At 45.5% G+C, this 20,400-nt stretch carries 19 protein-coding genes; 7 read left to right on the top strand and 12 right to left on the bottom strand.

All coding sequences use genetic code 11. From position 1 onward, the window contains the following. Window positions 1-503: 503 nt before the first annotated feature. A complete protein-coding gene (locus V1U08_RS18495) occupies window positions 504-1,379 on the bottom strand; it encodes a Tim44 domain-containing protein (RefSeq protein WP_014231241.1) in 876 nt (291 codons plus the stop codon). Window positions 1,380-1,695: 316 nt separating this feature from the next. Between V1U08_RS18495 and V1U08_RS18500 the strand changes: the two genes are divergently transcribed. The 3 genes from V1U08_RS18500 to V1U08_RS18510 all read left to right on the top strand — a co-directional run bounded on the left by V1U08_RS18500 (window position 1,696) and on the right by V1U08_RS18510 (window position 5,239). After that, window positions 1,696-2,286, top strand: a complete 591-nt coding sequence (locus tag V1U08_RS18500; RefSeq protein WP_014231240.1) for a TetR/AcrR family transcriptional regulator — start codon at window positions 1,696-1,698, stop codon at window positions 2,284-2,286. A gap of 13 nt (window positions 2,287-2,299) precedes the next feature. After that, window positions 2,300-4,174, top strand: coding sequence for an MFS transporter (locus tag V1U08_RS18505; protein ID WP_065302123.1), 1,875 nt, complete (start codon window positions 2,300-2,302; stop codon window positions 4,172-4,174). Window positions 4,175-4,333: 159 nt separating this feature from the next. Continuing rightward, window positions 4,334-5,239 carry a YeiH family protein gene (locus tag V1U08_RS18510; protein ID WP_443089737.1) on the top strand — a complete coding sequence of 302 codons (906 nt, stop codon included), beginning with the start codon at window positions 4,334-4,336 and terminating at the stop codon, window positions 5,237-5,239. A 25-nt stretch (window positions 5,240-5,264) separates the two neighbouring features. Here V1U08_RS18510 and V1U08_RS18515 read toward each other — a convergent pair whose 3' ends face one another. The 7 genes from V1U08_RS18515 to V1U08_RS18545 all read right to left on the bottom strand — a co-directional run bounded on the left by V1U08_RS18515 (window position 5,265) and on the right by V1U08_RS18545 (window position 12,795). Beyond that, entirely contained in the window at window positions 5,265-5,444 is a 180-nt protein-coding gene (locus V1U08_RS18515) for a hypothetical protein (RefSeq protein ID WP_020336157.1), read from the bottom strand. A 120-nt stretch (window positions 5,445-5,564) separates the two neighbouring features. Further along, window positions 5,565-6,998: an o-succinylbenzoate--CoA ligase gene (menE, locus tag V1U08_RS18520; protein ID WP_065302121.1), complete on the bottom strand. Its 1,434-nt coding sequence runs from the start codon at window positions 6,996-6,998 to the stop codon at window positions 5,565-5,567. Next, a complete protein-coding gene (gene menC, locus V1U08_RS18525) occupies window positions 6,983-7,972 on the bottom strand; it encodes an o-succinylbenzoate synthase (RefSeq protein ID WP_020336155.1) in 990 nt (329 codons plus the stop codon). Before menC ends, menE begins: the two co-directional genes overlap by 16 nt. Before the next feature lie 126 nt (window positions 7,973-8,098). Next, window positions 8,099-8,965 carry a 1,4-dihydroxy-2-naphthoyl-CoA synthase gene (gene menB / locus V1U08_RS18530; RefSeq protein ID WP_014231234.1) on the bottom strand — a complete coding sequence of 289 codons (867 nt, stop codon included), beginning with the start codon at window positions 8,963-8,965 and terminating at the stop codon, window positions 8,099-8,101. Between the two features lie 26 nt (window positions 8,966-8,991). Then, on the bottom strand, window positions 8,992-9,786 hold the full coding sequence (menH, locus tag V1U08_RS18535) for a 2-succinyl-6-hydroxy-2,4-cyclohexadiene-1-carboxylate synthase (protein WP_330471216.1): 795 nt from the start codon (window positions 9,784-9,786) through the stop codon (window positions 8,992-8,994). Then, the gene (menD, locus tag V1U08_RS18540) at window positions 9,773-11,491 is read right to left on the bottom strand and encodes a 2-succinyl-5-enolpyruvyl-6-hydroxy-3-cyclohexene-1-carboxylic-acid synthase (RefSeq protein ID WP_330471217.1); all 1,719 of its coding nucleotides are present in this window, start codon (window positions 11,489-11,491) and stop codon (window positions 9,773-9,775) included. The genes menH and menD overlap by 14 nt, the downstream gene beginning before the upstream one ends. Further along, on the bottom strand, window positions 11,488-12,795 hold the full coding sequence (locus tag V1U08_RS18545; protein ID WP_330471218.1) for an isochorismate synthase: 1,308 nt from the start codon (window positions 12,793-12,795) through the stop codon (window positions 11,488-11,490). Before V1U08_RS18545 ends, menD begins: the two co-directional genes overlap by 4 nt. Window positions 12,796-13,012: 217 nt before the next feature. Here V1U08_RS18545 and V1U08_RS18550 point away from each other — a divergent pair, with 217 nt between their 5' ends. The 3 genes from V1U08_RS18550 to V1U08_RS18560 all read left to right on the top strand — a co-directional run bounded on the left by V1U08_RS18550 (window position 13,013) and on the right by V1U08_RS18560 (window position 16,248). Beyond that, the gene (locus V1U08_RS18550) at window positions 13,013-14,227 is read left to right on the top strand and encodes a pyridoxal phosphate-dependent aminotransferase (RefSeq protein WP_014231230.1); all 1,215 of its coding nucleotides are present in this window, start codon (window positions 13,013-13,015) and stop codon (window positions 14,225-14,227) included. A 90-nt stretch (window positions 14,228-14,317) separates the two neighbouring features. Continuing rightward, a complete protein-coding gene (gene yfbR, locus V1U08_RS18555) occupies window positions 14,318-14,902 on the top strand; it encodes a 5'-deoxynucleotidase (RefSeq protein ID WP_014231229.1) in 585 nt (194 codons plus the stop codon). A 23-nt stretch (window positions 14,903-14,925) separates the two neighbouring features. Further along, window positions 14,926-16,248, top strand: coding sequence for an anti-phage deoxyguanosine triphosphatase (locus V1U08_RS18560; RefSeq protein ID WP_239948929.1), 1,323 nt, complete (start codon window positions 14,926-14,928; stop codon window positions 16,246-16,248). On the opposite strand, the gene V1U08_RS18565 is transcribed toward V1U08_RS18560, so the two are convergent. Next, entirely contained in the window at window positions 16,245-16,868 is a 624-nt protein-coding gene (locus V1U08_RS18565) for a tRNA-uridine aminocarboxypropyltransferase (protein WP_065296543.1), read from the bottom strand. The genes V1U08_RS18560 and V1U08_RS18565 overlap by 4 nt on opposite strands. A 3-nt stretch (window positions 16,869-16,871) precedes the next feature. On the opposite strand from V1U08_RS18565, the gene rrtA reads away from it, so the two are divergent. Continuing rightward, window positions 16,872-17,423 (top strand): rhombosortase, encoded by a 552-nt coding sequence (gene rrtA / locus V1U08_RS18570; protein ID WP_020336146.1) that lies wholly within the window; start codon window positions 16,872-16,874, stop codon window positions 17,421-17,423. An 81-nt stretch (window positions 17,424-17,504) separates the two neighbouring features. Here the strand turns inward: rrtA and V1U08_RS18575 are convergent, their stop codons facing one another. The 3 genes from V1U08_RS18575 to V1U08_RS18585 form a co-directional block, all read right to left on the bottom strand. After that, window positions 17,505-17,789: a ComEA family DNA-binding protein gene (locus V1U08_RS18575; protein WP_031779272.1), complete on the bottom strand. Its 285-nt coding sequence runs from the start codon at window positions 17,787-17,789 to the stop codon at window positions 17,505-17,507. A 187-nt stretch (window positions 17,790-17,976) separates the two neighbouring features. Next, entirely contained in the window at window positions 17,977-19,836 is a 1,860-nt protein-coding gene (ppiD, locus tag V1U08_RS18580) for a peptidylprolyl isomerase (RefSeq protein WP_020336144.1), read from the bottom strand. A 203-nt stretch (window positions 19,837-20,039) separates the two neighbouring features. Next, on the bottom strand, window positions 20,040-20,312 hold the full coding sequence (locus V1U08_RS18585) for an HU family DNA-binding protein (protein ID WP_014231223.1): 273 nt from the start codon (window positions 20,310-20,312) through the stop codon (window positions 20,040-20,042). Window positions 20,313-20,400: the final 88 nt, after the last annotated feature.

The following is a 20,400-nucleotide window of genomic DNA, read 5'->3' on the forward strand; positions in this document are numbered from 1 at the left end:
GAGTGGCCAAAGGGAGCAGACTGTAAATCTGCCGGCACTGCCTTCGATGGTTCGAATCCGTCCCCCTCCACCATATTGAAAAGCCAGCTCATTGAGCTGGCTTTTTCGTTTTGCCCCTCGTTAACCTACAGACTTATAAACGTTATTTCCCTTCATTCACCTTCTCACTACTCATTCAGATATTGCGGCTCTTCAACACAGCTAAATACAAAGTAACAGACCGTTATTTATCCCCCTATGGCTAATACCCATAGTCCAAAATAACGGCAAGTTATTGAGCTAGAAGAAGCATGAGAAACAAGGTGTAAATTGCAGTAACGAGTTTATCGCATTACACGGGTCTAACGTGGCTAACACCGAGAGTAACCAAACACATGAATGAGAGTTTTTCTGGTACTGGTATTACTAGACTGCCCACCAAAACTTAATGGTAACTTTCAGGTACAAAAAATCCCGCTATAAAAGCGGGATTTTATTGATACTAAATTGAACGCTGTTGAAGATTAACCTTGAATACCAACAATCAACCAAGGTGCGTTAGGTACAGTTAGATCACGTTCAAGGTGCCAGATATCAGTGATATCTTCTTCGATACCTTCGACAGCATCGCGGTAACGGCCGCTAAACTGCAAGCTAAGCTCAGCTTTGTTTGCGTCGTAATCCGCACGAACAATCTCTGCATCAACGTACATCACATCAGTATGTTGTTCGCCATCCAGTTTCGCGCGCTCTGCTTTTAGATCATCAAGTAAGCTCGGAGAAACATATTCTTCAATCGTTTCTAGCTGGTTATGGTTCCACGCGCCTTGTAGGATTCGGTAGTGTTCGCGAGCACCATTCACAAATCCTGCCTGGTCAAAGCCCGGAGGAAAGTTATGTGGAACGTCACTTTGTGCACCGAAGCCACCAAAACCACCAGCATTTACGTTTGGCTGCTGCTCAAAATTTTGAGTGTTCGGCTGTTCGAACTTCGAGCTGTTACCACCAAATGCAGGCTGCTGACGATGCTGATTCATACTGCCCTGCTTCGCAGCCAACATGCCTCGCATCAGTTTAAAGATTAGGAAGGCAATCAAGCCAATAATAAGGATATCCATAAATTGGATACCTTCAAAAGCACCACCAAAGAATGCTGCCAGAAGGCCACCAGCTAAAAGACCTCCGAGTAAACCACCCATCAAGCCTTTCTTGCTTGAAGATTTGGCGGTTTGATCTTTACCGACGGTACTCGTGTTTGTTGTTTGCTTCTGTGTTGGCGCAGGCGCAGTCTTGTAGCTCTTACCAAAAGACTTACCACCACCAAACTTTTTCGCTTCTGCAATAGGTGTTACAGCAACGGTGAACATTAGCAGAGCAACAATCGAAAATATGCGTTTCATCGTTATCCTTACAATTGACGATAGTTATCCAAGAATGTGCCCAACTGAATCATCAGTTCTAGTGTTCAGATAGTGGCACGTCAAAGATGAGTGTTGAATCATCATACTCCGTATGCATGCTCATTAAAACAATCTAACCCGTCTGACATGTATCAGAATATTGCCAAAGTTACACTCGCTGATCATTTCTTATGCAAGTATCAGTAACAACAGACAAATCCACCTCTCGTTATGCTCATTTGGATACAGGATTTATTGACGGTGAATAACTAGCCGACTATCATATTGAACAATGTTCAATAAAGCAGTTTGAAGTATGGCGCGCAGAAACGATCACACCAGAGAAGAGTTAATAAACCTAACCTTAGCAACCGTTAAAGATTTTTTAGAAGAGAACTCTTATCACGAGCTTAGTCTTCGTAAGATCGCTAACATGATCGGTTACGTGCCAAGTACATTAGTTAACATTTTCGGTAACTACAACTTACTACTTTTACATGTTGTAGCTCAGACTCTGGATGAGTTATCCCAGGAGTCAAGAAAAGCGACAAGTGATTGTAAAAACGCAAACGAAGCACTGTTTGAACTGGCCTATTGTTACCACGATTTTGCCCTTAAACATCCATACCGATGGCAATTAGTATTCGAGCATAACATGAACGGCGCAGAGCTCCCTGAATGGCAAGCAAAACGCATTGATGGTATGACAGGGATATTAGAGTCACTTCTCGCGGAAATTGCGCCTCACCGCACAGACTCTGAAGTAATTCAAGCCAGTCGTGTGTTGTGGTCTGGCGTACATGGCATTACCCTACTCAGCGTAGATGATAAATTTTTCTCGAGTGAACCAGTGGACGGTAAAGTTTTAATAAGTAACCTGCTATCTAACTACCTCAATAACTGGTAATAAAGGATTCGACATGTCATCGGACAGACATCCCTCCTTACTTAGACAAAGAAAGTTCCTGCCTTATTTCATTACTCAGTTTTTCGGCGCTTTCAATGACAACATTTTTAAGAACGTTTTACTGCTTTTTGTCGCCTTTGCTGGTGCCGGAGCCTTACCTATTTCCAGCAACCTGTTCATCAATTTAGCCGCGGGTTTATTCATTCTTCCTTTCTTTCTGTTTTCAGCCTCAGCAGGTGTATTAGCAGACAAGTACGAAAAGTCCTGGTTTATCCGCAAGGTAAAGCTATTTGAAATTGCAATAATGGCTTTGGGCGCCATTGGCTTTATTACCGAAAGTTATGGCGTGTTATTACTGCTGCTGTTTTTGATGGGCACTCAGTCCGCATTTTTTGGCCCGGTAAAGTACGCTCTGCTGCCACAAAACCTGAATGATAAAGAATTGGTTCCGGGTAACGCCTTAGTCGAAGCCGGTACCTTTATCGCAATTCTGATTGGGACGCTGGGAGCCGGCATTATTGCCTCATCAGAGAATGCCAAATACCTCGCGGCATTTTGTGTGGTGCTATTTGCGCTGCTCGGTTATTTATCGAGTCGTTTTATCCCATTTTCAGCCGCTAGTGCACCGAACCTGACCTTCCGCTGGCAACCATATCAACAAACTAAGCACACCCTCTCGATCTGTAAGTCTGATCGGGTAGTCTTTCAGTGTATTATGGCAATCAGTTGGTTCTGGTTCCTGGGTGCTGCTTACCTGACCCAATTTCCAAACTTTACGAAAGTGTATCTGAACGGCACAGAAAGCGCGGTTTCCTTCTTACTTGCCCTCTTTTCAATCGGTATTGCGCTGGGGTCATTGCTTTGTAACTGGATTTCCAATCACCGAATTGAAGTCGGTATCGTGCCAATTGGCGCGCTGGGTATCACAATATTCGGTTACTTGATGGCGACCTCGATTCCAGGCGACTTACCTCAATTTCAAACTTTTAGTGAATTCATCGCCTTCCAGGATTACTGGCTTCTGTTTTTCTACCTATTGATGATTGGTGCATCAGGCGGGTTATTCATTGTTCCTCTTTACGCGTTAATGCAGCACCGAGCAAAAGAAACCGAACGTGCTCAGGTCATTGCTGGGCTCAACATCTTTAACTCGTTCTTTATGGTGGGTAGCGCGGTGTTAGGCATTGTCTGCTTAAGCGTGATTGAAATGACGATTCCGCAGTTGTTTGCGTTACTTGCAGTACTCAACCTCCTTGTCACTGTGTACCTGTTTATGCAGGTACCTATCTTCGTCGTCCGTTTTGTTGTTTGGATGCTGACTCACACTATTTACCGAGTCAAACACAAGAACCTGCATCATTTGCCAGAAAGCGGCGGTGCCTTGATTGTGTGTAATCACGTCAGTTATATGGACGCATTACTTTTAAGTGCGGTATGCCCTCGCCTAATTCGCTTTGTAATGGAAGAAGATTACGCCAACCTGACGCCGATACGCGGCTTCTTGCGCCGAACGGGTGTGATACCTATTTCAGCCAGTAATCGAAATTCAATCCGAAGAGCGTTCAATGACGTCGAACAAGCATTAGCCGAAGGCGATATCGTGTGTATTTTCCCGGAAGGTAAGCTGACCTCTGACGGAGAGATCCAAGAGTTCATGCGCGGTATTGATATTATTCTGCGCCGCAGTCCTGTCCCTGTTATTCCAGTAGCATTAAAAGGGCTTTGGGGTAGCTACTTTAGCCGATGCAAAGGCAGAGCTTGTAAAGGGCTTCCAACCAGATTCTGGTCGAAGCTGGAAATAGAAGCAGGCTCGCCAGTCCAGCCAAACGACGCAACGGCTCAATTGATGTTTGAGAAGGTGCGAGAATTACGCGGTGATTGGCGCTGATAAGCCCCGTTGAATCTATTCATTTGAACACATGTTTAGGATAACTGAACATGTGTTCAAATCATTAAGACAAACTGACCATAAGTGATGCGATATACTCACACTTTCACAAACAATAACGAATAATAAACCTTGAATAAAAAGTATCTTCTTTTTGGATTGGCGCTGCTGTTTTGCCTGACCCCTTTTGTATCCTCACCTATCGCGCTGGTTATTGGCTTTTTACTGACTAGCTTTGGCTTTGTGCCAGGCGAACTGCCGATCGCGTCTTTCACCAAAAAGCTACTGTCTTATTCCATTATCGGTTTAGGGTTTGGGATTAATTTCGAGCAGGCTCTGGCGGTTACGTCTGATGGTATTGGTCTTATCATCGCTACCATACTCGGTACATTGGTGATCGGTTCGCTCATTGCCAAAGCCATTAAACTTGAAACAACGACGGCGTACTTAATTTCTTCCGGCACTGCGATTTGTGGTGGCAGTGCTATCGCAGCCGTTGCCCCCGCGATTAGAGCCAAAGATGAACAGATTGGTTTAGCACTGGCAACTGTATTCGTCCTAAACTCAGTCGCCCTATTCGTATTCCCCGTAATTGGCCATGCGCTGGAACTAGACCAACATACGTTTGGCACATGGGCAGCCATTGCCATTCATGACACCTCTTCTGTGGTCGGCGCCGCATCGGCTTATGGTGAGGAAGCGCTTACCACAGCAACGACCCTCAAATTAGCTCGCGCGCTTTGGATCATTCCGGTTGCATTAATTAGTGCTGTGATTTTCTCGCGAGATAATGGAGAAGATGGTTCAAGTAAGATTGCGATTCCTTACTTTATTTTTTGGTATTGCGCGGCCATCGCGTTCAGTGACTTTTTACCTCAATTCGAGATGCTCTATCACGGTATCTTTACCGTTGCCAAGCAGGCATTGGTGGTGTGCTTATTCTTGATAGGATGCAGTATTTCCGTTTCCAAGCTGAAGTCTGCTGGTGCTAAGCCATTGCTGTTTGGTGTCAGTTTGTGGGTTTTAGTTTCCGTATCATCACTGATATGGCTATTGATTCACTGAGCCAATCAACCGTAGAAAGTATTAATCAAACGCTTTCTGACTCAGTTCTGCCTGACGCACGATCACTTCGTTGCTTATGAATAAAAACTAAAGCGATCGCGATAAGAAATGCGGTCAGTTCAGCTAAAGAGCGTGCTAACCCTTCACTGTTGAGTGAGATGCCTATTTGTAGCAGAACTGCCGCTACTAACGCAGTCTTGACCATACTGAACCTTATGCTTTTATTCTCTAGAATGAAGCGTAATTATGATTCAGTGTTATAAGGATACAAAATTCCCTTTCTGACTAACACATAGCAAAATTGACTAACCTTACTTAAGATTGGTCAATTCCCCTGCAGCCACTCTTTTACCGCTTTGCGAGAGACCTTTATTCCACCTGCTAATAATGTCTTTGGCATCGAGTGATACGCGATTGGCCACTTGAACTTCTCAAGTTTGGCCTGCAGGAAATGTTCGTAGTACTCTGAACTCATCAATTGGTCGGTTTGAATCACCGCTACAGGTCGATGTCCGAACTCCTTATCTTTAACGGGCACCACAATACTTTGCACCACAGTCTCGATCTGGTTCAGAACCGCCTCTATCTCTTCGCAATGAATGTTTTCACCACCTGAGATGAACTGATTATCAGCCCGACCAATAATCTTCAGCTCATTGCCCTGCCATTCTCCTAAATCCTTGCTGTCAAACCAGCCTGATTCGTCCACCAACGGCGTAATGTCACCCTGAAAAAAATAGCCAGATGCTAAGGTTTGCCCACCGATAAAAATACGACCATCAACTAACTTGATGTCGCGATTTTGGAGCACGTGGCCAGCATTGCTGATTTTGTCGATTTGCTTTGCTGTCACTGTAGACGCCGCTTCTGTCATGCCGTAGCCCAGCCAGGTTTCAATCCCCTGACTTGCTGCACGCAAAGCCAACTCATGATCGACATGGCTCCCTCCCAGCAAAACATGAGACAAAGACAGCTCTGCCTTGTCATCCAATAATCGTTTAAGTTGTGTAGGCACCAGTGAGGCATGAGAGACGCCTAAAATATCCTGTGCCAGTTGACCATCACCAATCTTCAGCGTTGCACCAACAAACAACCAACGATACATAATCGCCAGCCCAGAAACGTGATAGAGAGGCAATGACAACAACCAAGTATCCTGCTGAGTGAACGTAAACTCACTCAACAAACCTTGTGCTGAGGCGTAATGTTGTCGATGAGTATGCACCACGGCTTTCGGCACGCCAGTTGAGCCTGAAGTGAAGACAATCGACGCCGCATTATCAAGGCGATAACCGCTCTCTTGCTTGGCGTTTAATGATTGTGATGTATTCTTGGGACAGTTCAGTAATGTGCCGTTCAGAGCGGTTTGATCTTGTTTAGAATAAGAGGCCAATACTTCTTCGGTAAACCACATGAAACGCGGCTGTTTTGGCTGGTACAAAGTGTGCAACTTGCCGTTAAGTGCCTCGAACGGCTGTGGCATAGTTAATGCCGCAATAGCGCCTATCTGCTGCGCCGCCAGATATAACAACACCGTCTCAGCTTGATTCTTGCCGACGAGCGTAACAACACTTCCGCACCCTACTCCTTGCTCCCGCAAATAGTGAGCATAATGTTCAATACGAGATTCAAGCTGCTGCCAGGTTAAGGACTCTTCCGGAGTCACTAATGCAGTCGAAAATGGGCTCGTCTGAGCCCAGTAATTCCAAGGTGCAATCGCGCTATTTTCTGTCGCGAATGGCTCTACGCTGATTGCCACACTAATTCCTGCTCAGCGAGAGGGGCAATTGGAAGTTCACACTCTGGCCAACCTTGCTCTAACTGTGATTTAAACAGTCCGATGGTGTCTAATCCCGGAACTTCATCAGGAAGTTGCCATTTGGCAAAACGTGCAAGTTGAGTCAATCCTAAACTGGATTCGATACTTGAACTGATCACCGCTTTCATGCCCAGAGACTTTGCTTTTTCGATTAGCTTAATACAAAAATCAACGGAGCCAATCAGAGTCGGCTTAATGATGATAGCTTTTACGCCGGTTAGATCTTCGAGACGGAAATCTTCACGGCGAGACGCATCCTGTAGGGTTTCATCCCAAGCGATGGCGATACCAGTATTAATAGCGAACGATAGACTGTCGCCCGGTGAACGGCAAGGCTCCTCTAAGAATGAGATCCGTTGACGCAACGATGGTGTTACATACTTGGCGAACTGTTGAGCTTTTTCTGGTGTCCACGCTCGATTAGCATCAAGTCGCAAAGTGAGCTGAGGAATGGACTCCAGAAACAGGTTCACCAACATACCATCGCGAATAGGCTCATAAAGCCCTACTTTGATCTTGGCGACTTTGTCCCCTTCCATCTCGTTCAATTTGGGAATCAGTTCGTCAGGATCACCGGTACAAAGTGGCGCTGCTTGATATTGACCATCACGAGGCAACTCTCCAGCTAATTCAAGCTGAGCCATTGATAAGCCGAAAGCAACCGACGGCACCATATTGGCGTAATCAATCGGCAATCCAGCAACCCAACGTTCAGCCTGGTCCTGAAGCTGCATACCCGCCTCATCGCTAGTTTCGTGGCTAAACCCCACAAGAGGGGCAACTTCACCAAGGCCAACCTGCTCACCATCAGTTAACTCAATAACGTAACCGACACGCTCGGTCAATTTGTTATCACGCAGTATTACGCCACTATCCATGGGAAGGCAGTAACGGTAAATTTTCGCTTTACGCATAATCCTCTCCTAGTAGTCCGTATAGCCCAAGCACGCTAAAAGAAAAATCAGCGTCCTCCCGAAGGACAAGATCCTTGGGCTCTAAATTCAATTCAGAGAAGCCTTATGGCTTCTCTTCTATACGGATTAAGGGTTACGAGGGAATTTATCGAAGTCTGGGCGACGCTTCTCGTTAAAGGCGTTACGGCCTTCCTGACCTTCATCGGTCATGTAGAACATCATGGTCGCGTTGCCTGCCAGTTCTTGTAAGCCTGCTTGACCATCACAGTCAGCATTCAACGCCGCTTTCAGACAACGCAACGCCATTGGGCTGTGCTGAAGTACTTCACGACACCAGCGAACGGTTTCTTTCTCAAGATCTTCCAGTGGTACAACGGTATTCACTAAGCCCATATCTAATGCTTCTTGCGCATTGTAGAAACGACACAGGAACCAGATCTCGCGTGCTTTTTTCTGACCGACGATACGAGCCATGTAAGAGGCACCCCAACCGCCGTCAAACGAACCAACTTTAGGACCAGTCTGACCAAACTGCGCATTATCAGCTGCAATGGTTAAATCACACATCATGTGCAGAACATGACCACCACCGACAGCCCAGCCAGCAACAGAAGCAATGACTGGTTTTGGACAGGTACGGATGTCACGTTGGAAGTCCAGAACATTCAAATGGTGGGTGCCCTGATCATCTTTGTAACCGCCGTAATCACCACGGATCTTCTGGTCACCACCAGAACAGAACGCATCTTCACCCAAACCGGTTAAAATAATCACACCAACAGCAGAGTCATAACGTGCGTCTGCTAATGCATCAATCATCTCTTTCACTGTTTGAGGGCGGAACGCATTACGCACTTGTGGACGCGCGATGGTTATTTTCGCAATGCCATCTACAGACTTGTGATAATGGATATCATCGTATTTTTCGCTGCAATCTTTCCATTCAACCGGAGCGTAAAGTTCTTCTTCAGAAATGCCTACTGTTTTTGCCATGGTGATTCCCATTGTTATCGTTACTCTCACTTTAAGTGAGATTGAATTATTTGCTTTATATACATCGCAAATTGTTTGGGTTGCTCTTGATGGACGTTGTGTCCGGCTCCCTCAATTTGTCGATACATCAACCCGCTATTTGCTGCCAGTTGACAGAATTTTTTATCTTTCGCACCACAAAGGTAATAAACCGGTACTGGTTGCGCTTGTAATGCTGGTAACAGATACGACTGTGTTGCCAGCGATGTCGCACGTAACATCTTCGCGACAGCATCGCCAAGATTAGCACTACGCGTTGCAATCAATGTTTGTCTTTGCTCATGGTTTAGTGAAGAAAACACCGTTTGCTGATACCAATCGCTCAAAACATGTTCAATAGGTTCGATTTCAAAGCGCGACGCCCAGCGATAGTCGTTTTCAAACCTCGCTCGTTTCTCTGACTCTGTTTGAAGCCCGAAGTTTCCCCCCTCAATAAACGCGGCGCAAATATTGAGATCTGGAAAGCAGTTCTTGGCTAATCCATGCATGGCAATTCGGCCACCCATGGAGTAACCAATCAAAACAAGCGGTTGGTGAGAAGAAAATAATAAAGATAGTGTGGAATTAAGGGATTTGCAGCAATCATCTAAATCGGAGCAACAGGTAGCCTGGCTAGCCCCATGGCCGGGTAGGTCTATGGTCACCCGTTCAAACTCGGTCAACTCATCGATACAGGTTTGCCAATCCTCCCCACTTCCTAACAAGCCATGCAAAAACACCAAAGTAGGGAGTTTGACGCTTTGGTGTTTTCCAGTTGCCGTAAAGTATTTAGAACTTAGCATGCAGGTTTTTATTAAATATTTTAATCAGTTCCACCGCTTGGCTAGGTGGTGTTTGTACTTCTACTACCAGTGTGCCTTCGCCACGCTCAAAGTGATCGGAGACCAGTGCCTGATACTGTTCTAACGTTTTGGGCTGTTGGTAACTCAAGCCAAATTGTTTTGCTGCGTGTTCAAACTGATAACCATGCGGCATTTGGTAATAGGTCTGGCGATGCTCCTGTGGCACAGGGAGAATATCAAAAATGGCACCGCCGTCATTATTGGTAATAACGATAACAGCAGGCCGCTTCGCATGAGTAAACAGCGACAGAGAGTTAAGATCGTACAACGCGGATGTATCACCAATATAAACCAGTAATGGATTGTCACGAGAGCGCTGTACGCCAGATGCCGTAGCCAGAATTCCATCAATACCAGAAGCGCCACGATTAGAAAACACCTCACTTTTGCCCAGACGGCCAAACATATCGACTAAACGGACAAACAGGCTATTGCCAAGAAATACGTCTACGTTTTGCGCTCTTTCTTCGATATCAACCGCCACGGCAACTTCATTTAAGTCGAAGGTCGATACACCTAAAAACGAGTGTCTAATGTGCTGGCTGATTTGCTCAACGTCTGTTTTTAGCTGGCTTGCCCATCCAGACTCAATTGAATTTTCAGCAGAGACACGTTCCACCCAACTTTTTGGCGACTCAACCCAATGCAGTTGCGGCAGATGGCTTTGGTTATTTCGGCCTGGGCGCTGGGAAATATACCAATATTCAGTTTCTCGCTCTGCAACTCCCCGGGTAACCTGAGTTTCAATCCAATGATTAAGACGCTTGGAGATAATGCGGCTGCCGAACTGGATGATCAGTTCACACAATTCAAGCTGCTGTACCAGATTCGGCAAGGTCAACCATAAATCGTAGTGTCCCCACTCGGAGCTGACACCACTTTGTGGATCAGCCAATACCGGCCAACCCATCTTTTGAGCAAATGAAAGCGCAGCTTCGGACTCTTCTAAAGGCAAGCTACCAATGATCACAACACCTTTTTTCTGTTCCAAACAAGGGATGTCGCTGACTGCGAGAGACGAAAAACGCTGAGTGTAAGTACGGTGGCTCTCCCTCCAAGCGGTGACAGAGCTTAGATAGTGCTGATATTCGCGTTTAGAGCCTGTTGAATAGAGAGGCTCAGGGAAAGCACAGTTAATATGTACAGCGCTTCCTTCCCGCTGCTGTGTAAACATCACGTCATCAACGGATGTAAGCAACCAGTTAAGCGGCGTAGTTTCTGTCGGACTTGGCAGATTCAAGCTCGCAGACACATGTTGAGAAAAAATGCCCAATTGATTGATGGCTTGATTCGCTCCACAGCCAACCAGTTCTACCGGACGATCTGCGGTTAACAGCACCAGCTTCTCACCGGTTAATTTAGCTTCCGCAATCGCTGGCAGTAAATTCGCGACAGCAGTACCAGAAGTCACAATGACCGCTACCGGACTTTGACTGGCTTTCGCTAAGCCCAACGCCATAAAGCCTAATCCACGCTCATCAAAATGGGTATGAATCGTAAAATTAGGATTATCGGCGGCTTCCAGCGTTAACGGTGTTGAACGTGAACCAGGCGCGATGCACACATGCTCAACTCCAAATCGATTCAGCTCTATCAACAGTGTTTCAGACCAAATACGATTTAGTACGGCTTGATCATGACTCATGATGCCACTCCAAGTGGCGGGTGCTCAGAGATGAGCGTTAACAACGTTGACATTTTCTTATCCAGTTCAGCCCATTCATGCTCGGCAACTGAGCCAGGTACGATCCCTGCCCCAGCAAACAACTGAACTTGATCACCAAGTACCAAAGCACTTCTTATCGCGACACAAAACTCCGCACGTTCGTGACTAATGTACCCCATAGAACCTGCGTACCAACCTCGAGCAAACGGCTCATTTTCAAGGATGAACTGCATAGACTCTTGGCGAGGTAAACCAGCAACGGCCGCGGTAGGCTGTAATGCAGAAAGCAGCTGCACACCATTTATGCCAGCTTTGAGGCTTGCGTGGATATTACGTTTGAGATGCTGCACTTTTCTCAGTCGCACCAATCGGGGCTCCGTTTCCACCTCGACTGATTCAGAGTGAGGGGATAAACGCTCAACAATATCATCCACAACATACTGATTTTCTTTCAGGTTTTTAAGGTCTTGCGATAGCCAGTTAGCCAGTTCCATATCATGGGTCGCATTATCCCCACGACCAATGGTTCCAGCTAAAGCTTCAGTATGAAGTTCATGCCCCACCCGCACATAGAGACGCTCTGGAGTAGAGCCCATAAAGCTGTGCTTACGATCCAAACTGAACAGAAAATGGAAACTATGATGATTTTGGCTGGCACTTGCTTTGAGCAATTGTGCTGCACTCAACTCTCTATCGAGCTGAAGCGTGGAACGACGTGCCAGAACGACCTTTTTAAAGTCATCATTTTCAATACCATTGAGTACTTTGTCTACCAGGTCTCCCCACTCAGGCTGAGTCGGAGTATGCTCTATTAACCGTATGTGAGTAGAAATTGGCGTTAAGGCTGCGACATCACAAGCCAGCTTGTGTAATCCAGCTAATGTACGTGATGTATCTTCAGCAACATTAACCGCTAAAGACCATTGTTCATCAAAGCGAATCAGTTCTATTTGCGGCAAAAAGAAAAACGAGGTCATGCAGCGACGGTTTTTCTCATGCTGACCGTCAAAAGAGCGCCCGCCCCAAACTCGCTGGCCCTCCCCCAGAATCGTGTAGGCTGAACCAGGGTCGACAAAAGAATGCAATTGTCCTAGAGCGACAACTTCTTCACGAGTATCACGGGATTGCCAATAAAACTTGGGAAAAAGTGGTTGCGCATCAAGCCAATCAATCAATGAAAAGTGTGGTTTCTCGCCAAGAGGCTCGACCAAACGCATTGGATTGCCTTGTGCTTTCTGAACTCGCTTGATAATTCTTTGTACGGCTTGATGGAACTGTGACAAATCAACCTCGTAGTATGTGAGGATAAAGGGTAACTTATGGCTACTCTAAGTTTAGACCTAAAGCAAATCAAGGCTGTATGCGATCTTTTGCAAACTCGTAGAACAGCAAAGGTGCAAAACAAAGACTATAAACAGATAATTTACAGATATATATTCTATTAAAATACAAATTATTGTATTTTAATAAAGAAATTAACGAATTTTTAGGAATTAAACAATGCAAAATATCGGGATGTCGTCAAAACTCGATAATGTCTGCTACGACATTAGGGGTCCTGTACTCAAACATGCTAAGCGCATGGAGGAAGAAGGGCATAAAATCCTAAAGCTAAACATTGGTAACCCCGCCCCATTTGGTTTTGACGCCCCTGATGAGATTTTAGTCGATGTAATCCGAAATCTGCCAACTTCTCAAGGTTACTGCGATTCCAAAGGGATCTATTCGGCTCGTAAAGCCGTGGTTCAGCATTATCAGCGTAAAGGCATTCGCTCTCTAGACGTAGAAGATGTCTATGTAGGCAATGGTGTATCAGAATTGATCATGATGTCGATGCAGGCGCTGTTAAACAATGGTGACGAGCTGCTAATTCCTGCTCCGGATTACCCATTGTGGACTGCTTCTGTGGCACTATCGGGTGGTAAACCGGTTCACTATATTTGTGATGAGGAATCAGACTGGTATCCAGATTTAGAAGATATCAAGAGTAAAATCACACCGAAAACTCGCGGCATCGTTTTAATCAACCCGAACAACCCAACGGGTGCGGTTTACAGCCGTGATTTCCTACTTGAATTCATTGAAATTGCGCGTCAGCACAATCTGATTATTTTTGCAGACGAAATCTACGATAAAGTTCTTTACGACGGTGCGACACACACCTCTGTTGCGACACTAACTGAAGACGTACTCGTGATGACGTTCAACGGCCTGTCAAAAGCATACCGTGTATGTGGCTTCCGCGGTGGCTGGATGTTCCTTACAGGGCCAAAGCACCTCGCACCTGGCTATATAAAAGGCCTGGAGCTGCTCTCGTCAATGCGTTTGTGTGCAAACGTGCCAATGCAGCACGCGATCCAAACTGCACTGGGTGGATACCAGAGTATCAATGAACTGATTTTACCTGGTGGTCGCCTGCTCGAGCAGCGTAATCGCGCTTATGAGCTGATCACGCAAATCCCGGGGGTATCGTGCGTTAAGCCGAAAGGAGCTATGTATCTGTTCCCGAAAATTGATACCAAGATGTACAACATCAAAAACGATCAGCAAATGGTGTTGGACTTCCTGAAACAAGAAAAAGTACTTTTGGTTCAGGGTACCGGCTTTAACTGGCCTAAACCGGATCACTTCCGCATCGTGACACTCCCACATGTCGAAGATCTTGAAACCGCAATCGGACGATTCGAGCGCTTCTTAACGACTTATAGCCAGTAATGAATCACTGGTAGTAATTAGTCCTGATCTCTCATATGCTTAGAGGAACTCCTAGTGAGTTCCTTTTTTACACCAGAAACGGAGAAAGCTATGAAAGAGAGCCATTTTTTCGCCCACTTGGCAAGAATGAAGCTGATCCAACGCTGGCCTTTGATGCGCTCTGTATCACCAGAAAACGTTTCGGAACATAGCTTACAAGTCGCTTTTGTTGCCCATGCCCTCGCGTTAATCAAAAACAAGAAGTTCGGAGGCGCTCTGAACCCTGAACGCATTGCCCTTCTCGCGATGTATCACGATTCAAGTGAAGTGCTTACTGGTGATTTACCAACGCCTGTTAAGTACTACAATCCAGAAATCGCGAAAGAATATAAAAAGATTGAAGCCGCTGCAGAGCAAAAGCTTCTGTCTATGCTTCCTGAAGAATTTCATGAAGACTTTGCCCCATTTCTTCTCTCTCACTCTGCACACGAAGAAGACGCAAAAATTGTCAAACAAGCGGATTCTATTTGCGCCTATTTGAAATGCTTAGAGGAATTGAGTGCAGGTAACCACGAGTTTGCTTTAGCGAAAAAGAGACTTGAAGTGACATTGCAAGAGCGTCACACACCAGAAATGGATTACTTTCTGACTACCTTTGCACCAAGCTTTGAGTTGTCACTGGATGAAATCAGTTAAGGTCTTAGTCAAAGGAGATATTCGTGTCATTTGAATTGCACTCACAATGGCAACAACGCCATGACGATGAACATAAGATCCGTCGAGATGATCATCGAAGTCCTTATCAGCGTGACAGAGCCCGAATCCTGCACTCTGCCGCATTCCGTCGCCTACAGGCTAAAACCCAGGTGCACGGTAACAGCTTAGAAGACTTTCACCGCACCCGTTTAACCCATTCACTTGAAGCGGCTCAGCTGGGAACGGGAATCGTTGCTCAGCTCAAAAAGAAACAAGCAGAATTTCGCGACCTATTACCATCAGATAGCCTGATAGATTCGCTCTGTCTGGCACATGACATCGGTCATCCTCCATACGGGCATGGTGGTGAAATCGCGCTAAATTACATGATGCGAGAACATGGTGGCTTTGAGGGTAATGCACAAACTTTTCGCATCGTGACCAAGCTAGAGCCGTATACAGAACACTTTGGCATGAACTTGTCGCGCCGAACTCTGCTTGGCCTAATAAAGTACCCCGCTCTAATAAGCCAGACTCGCTCAACCGTTTTACCTGCGCCAGCAGAACACCAACGAAAACTGAAAGCGCACGAATGGTACCCAGCGAAAGGAATATACGACTGCGACAAAGCGCTGTTCGACTGGGTACTCGAGCCGCTTACAGACGATGACAAAGCTCAACTTAGCCAAATGCGCAATGAGCCAGAATCCGATTTGGAACACAGCAAAACGCGCTTTAAATCGCTTGATTGCTCCATCATGGAGTTAGCCGATGATATCGCTTATGGCGTTCATGATTTAGAAGATGCGATTGTTCTCGGCATGGTGACACGCCATCAATGGCAAGAAGGCGCTGCCAGCCAGTTAGCCGACTGTGGTGACCCGTGGTTTGAGGCACATATCGACTCCATTGGGCAAATGCTGTTCAGTGGTAAACACCATGAACGAAAAGACGCGATTGGCGGTATGGTCAATGCATTGCTGACCAGCATTTCAATTAAGCCCGTTGATGTCGCCTTCACTAGTCCGCTTCTCGCCTGGAATGCTTGTTTAGAGCCGCAAACAGCAAAAGCCCTCGATGTTTTGAAACACTTCGTTAGCCAGTACGTCATCCAGGTTCCACAAGTGCAAATTGTGGAGTACAAAGGTCAACAAATCATCATGGATATCTTTGAAGCGCTGACGGCTGCGCCTGAACGTTTACTTCCGATACACACCAAAGAGCTTTGGTGTCAGGCTGACACTGAAAGCGACAAAATGAGGGTCATTGCTGACTACATTTCAGCCATGACCGACAGCCATGCGCAGAAACTGCATCGACAATTATTCTCGTCGATCGTGCTTTAGTCGTTACTGTCCTTCAGATAATTCTTTTCAAAAACGCCCGGAGGCATCTGGGCGATTTGAAACTCAATCATCTTTTCAAACACATTCAGCAGAGGCGTAAAGTTCTGTTGAGGTTCAAGTATGCTTAGTGCATAAAAGCCCGCTTCGACCGTCGATAAACTGTTCTGAGAAGGTGCTTTTCGGATCGTATAACCACCCTGAAGGTTTGCAGGCAACTTAACCGTTGGTAAATCATGTAGGTTGGTTGAAAGCTGCCACATCTTGTACGCTTTCTTCCAGGTTCCATCCAACAAGATAAGACGAATTTTCTTGTTGTTTATACGCTTCTCTTCTTCAACTTCAGACAGGCATACGGATTGCTCCGATGGGTAGAGAATCAAATGCTCATAATCGCCATCCGCCAGTAAGTTGTTTAAGGATTCATCCTGAGAAAAATCTTCACCGATCAAACAAGTACAGTTGTCTAAGCTTAATTTTAGAATCCGTGCCGTACCAAGTGGCCGATGCTCTTCACTACTATGTTGAAGAATGATAAGTTCGACTTCGCTTTCTAGCGGTACAATCCAAGAGCAAATACAAGCTTTGCGCGATTTTCCACACTGAGAACAATAACGAGACATAGAGTGAACCTTTATACTTTGCTGACTATCATCAGCGTTATCTGCGTAGCACTGCAATTTGAACCAATGGCGAGCCTGAGCGAGTGGCACGCCTATAATATTCGCCACGGTGAATGGTGGCGAATCGTAACAGGAAATTTAACTCATACCAACTTTGCTCATTTAGGCATGAACCTGGCCGGACTATGGATTATTAGCTTTGTTTTCCGCCCGAGTACAAAAAACTTCCTCATTGTCTTTCTACTGCTGTGTACTTTCGTCGGTGCTTTGAATTTGTTCACCAACATGAAAGTCTATGTGGGACTTTCTGGTGTGCTGCATGGCCTGTTTGGCTTTTGGGCGTTAAGAGAGGTGTTCGAAGCCAGAAGAAGCAGCTTATTACTCGTTGGCGGTTTGATAGCTAAAGTGGTTTGGGAACAGCTTTACGGCCCATCAACAAGCACAGCAGCAATGATTGGTGCACGCGTCGCAATTGATGCCCACCTATTTGGGACGATTGGCGGTCTGGGAATGGCACTGCTAGAAAAAGGCAGTCGTCGCCGTTTGTTTGGGTAAAAAAACCGAGCCAAGAAATAACTTGGCTCGAAAAACAGTAACCGGATACTAAACTCAATAATACAATGAAAAAAGCCGTGGCTAGAGGATGATGCGACCTTCGTTTTTCTTCAAAGTAGCATCTCCGATTCCCTTAACATTCCCCAGGTCACTCACTGTTTTAAATGGGCCATGCTCTGTACGATAATCGACAATATCTTGCGCTTTCTTTTCACCAATCCCTTTCAGCATTGTTGCAATCTCTTCAGCTGTCGCTGAATTGATGTTTACGGTAATTTCAATTCCTTCATATTTATCCGCTGTTGTATCTGCTGCCAACCCAAACGGTGCAAATACGCATAACAATAAAGTTAAAACCCATTTCATATTAAACATATGCTCTCCCTATTAGTTGAGATATAAATTTCAACGATGGTCTCAGTATTGTTGCTGGTAAAAACATCGGAACTAATTTAGGTAAAGCTCGCTATTCATTGAAGTTTGTTGAGCAGAAAATAAAACGGGCCGCTTGCGCGACCCGTTTTAGTTAACATGCAAATTACATTATTAATGCTTAGTTGCTCACAACAAAGTATTCGATGTCGGTATTCGCTCGTAGTACTGCCAGTACAGAAGACAGATCTTGTTGCGAAGATGAACGTTCCATCTGCATTGCTACTTGATCCTCTAGGGCACTATCTAGCTCAGAGTTAACCGCATCCAGTTCAATAACAACAACGTTGCCTTCTAGATCTTTCGATTGCGCGTATACAGGCTTACCTTCAACTGGTTTTGCCATAGCAAATACAGTCTGTGCAAACGGAGAGCGACGATCTACTGTTTCTTTCTCGCCGAACGCTAAGTTATTTTCAGCAAGAACTTCCGTTTTGCCTTCTTTCAGAGCCGCGACAACTTTTGTACCAAGCTCTAGTGCACCTTGCTCACCTTTCACTCGTGAAAGTTCAGTAACCACTTGGTCTTTCACTTCGTCAAGAGGAAGAACCGTCTCAGGGCGAGCCTCTTCAACACGAACAACGACAATGTGTTCAGGTGCCACTTCGATCGCTTCAGAGTTAAGGCCGTCTTCTTTAACTTCAGGGCTTAGGATAGCTTGCATCACAGCAGGGTTACGAAGTACTTCTGGTGCATCCGCTTGAGAGACAAAGCCAGTCGTTTTCACTTCTTGATCTACCGCTTTCGATGCGTCGTCCAATGAATCTGGGTATTCAAAGGCAACACGTTCAAGCTCATTCTGTAGCTCATAGAATTTATCAACCGCTTTCTGATCAACCAGTTCTTGTTTGATTTCAGCAGCTACATCAGCAAATGGTTTTGCAACTGAATCTTTTAGCTCTTCAAGCTTGATAATGTGGTAGCCGAAATCAGACTTCACTAGCTCTGACACATCGCCAACGTTCTCAAGTGCGAAAGCCGCTTCCTCGAACGCCGGGTCCATTACATCACGCTCAATCCAACCTAAGTCACCACCAATTTCAGCGCTGCCAAAGTCATCAGATTTTTCTTCTGCAAGTGTTGCGAACTCAGCACCGTTATTTAACTCATCCAAAATAGCTTGAGCTTTCGCTTCATCATCACCTTCTACCAGAATATGAGCGACACGACGCTGCTCTTCTGAAGAGTATTTATCAAGGTGCTCGTCGTAGTACTTTTGCACTTCTTCATCAGATACTTCGATCTGTGTTTTCAGCGCTTCAGCAGACAGTTCAATGTAAGCCACTTTAGCTTGCTCTGGGCGAGTAAAGTTATCTTGGTTTGCTTTGTAGTAGTCTTGAATTTCTTCATCGGTTAGTTCTACGTTTTTCGCAAACTCTTCGAAATCGATAGCAACAGTGCGAATATCACGAGTTTGAGTGAAAAGCTCACCTTGAACTTGTACTTCACCAGGAAGAGTGAACTCACTGGTTTGTAGAGCATTAAGCAGCTGCTCACGAACGAGCTCACGACGCATGTATTCAGCAAAAGTATCTGGAGAGAAACCTGCGCGACGTAAAGACGCTTGGTAGATTTCCTGATCGAATTGGCCGTTTGACTGGAACTGAGGCATTTCCAGAATCATGCTACGAACCTGCTCATCGCTGATTCGAAGACCAAGTGCTTCTGCTTGCTGATCAAGCAACACATCATTGATCATACGATCAAGAACCGATTTGCGGAAAGATTCAACGTAGGCCGGATCTGCCAGCATTTGAGAGAAGTAGTCACCCAATTGAGCTTGCATGCGGTTACGCTCATTTTGGTAAGCCATCTCGAACTCGCCACGAGGGATATCCGTGTTACCAACTTTCGCTGCTGCGTTGTTAGTGCCACCAACAATGTAGCTACCTACACCTGCGAATACGAAAGACAGGATGATAAGCCCAAGGATAATTTTGACCGCGATGCTATTCACGCCTTCGCGTAGTCGATCCATCATAATTTAATTGCTCTCCACAATTGAAGCCTACTGCTTCTATCTAATAGAAATAATGCCGCAATAGTACCAGAAAAAGAAATGCGCATCAGTATGATGCGCATAATTTAAGAAAGTTCGGCCCGAAGATTGTAAATTTTTGTTCGAAACGAATTGTTTGAGCAAAAGTTATTCAAATAGCCTTTATAGAGTCAAAGCCCTATGAATTAGTTCACTGAATCTTTTAGTGCTTTACCAGCTTTGAATGAAGGCACTTTTGCTTCTGCGATTTGGATTTCTTCACCAGTTTTTGGATTACGACCAGTACGTGCAGCGCGAGTACGAACGCTGAAAGTACCGAAACCAACTAGAGCAACTTGGTCACCTGTTTGAAGCGTACCGCTTACTGCTTCAATGAATGCATCTAGTGCACGACCTGCTGACGCTTTAGAAATATCTGCATTTTCTGCGATTTGTTCAACTAACTGAGTTTTATTCACTGTAATTTCCCCTTTGTGCCATCTGTGATTATTTTTGTGATGACTTTTCGTTCCATAATTAATAAATATGCTTCACCCCTTATACATA

Origin of the sequence: Vibrio sp. YYF0003, from assembly GCF_036350715.1 — a bacterium.
Lineage (GTDB): Bacteria > Pseudomonadota > Gammaproteobacteria > Enterobacterales > Vibrionaceae > Vibrio > Vibrio natriegens.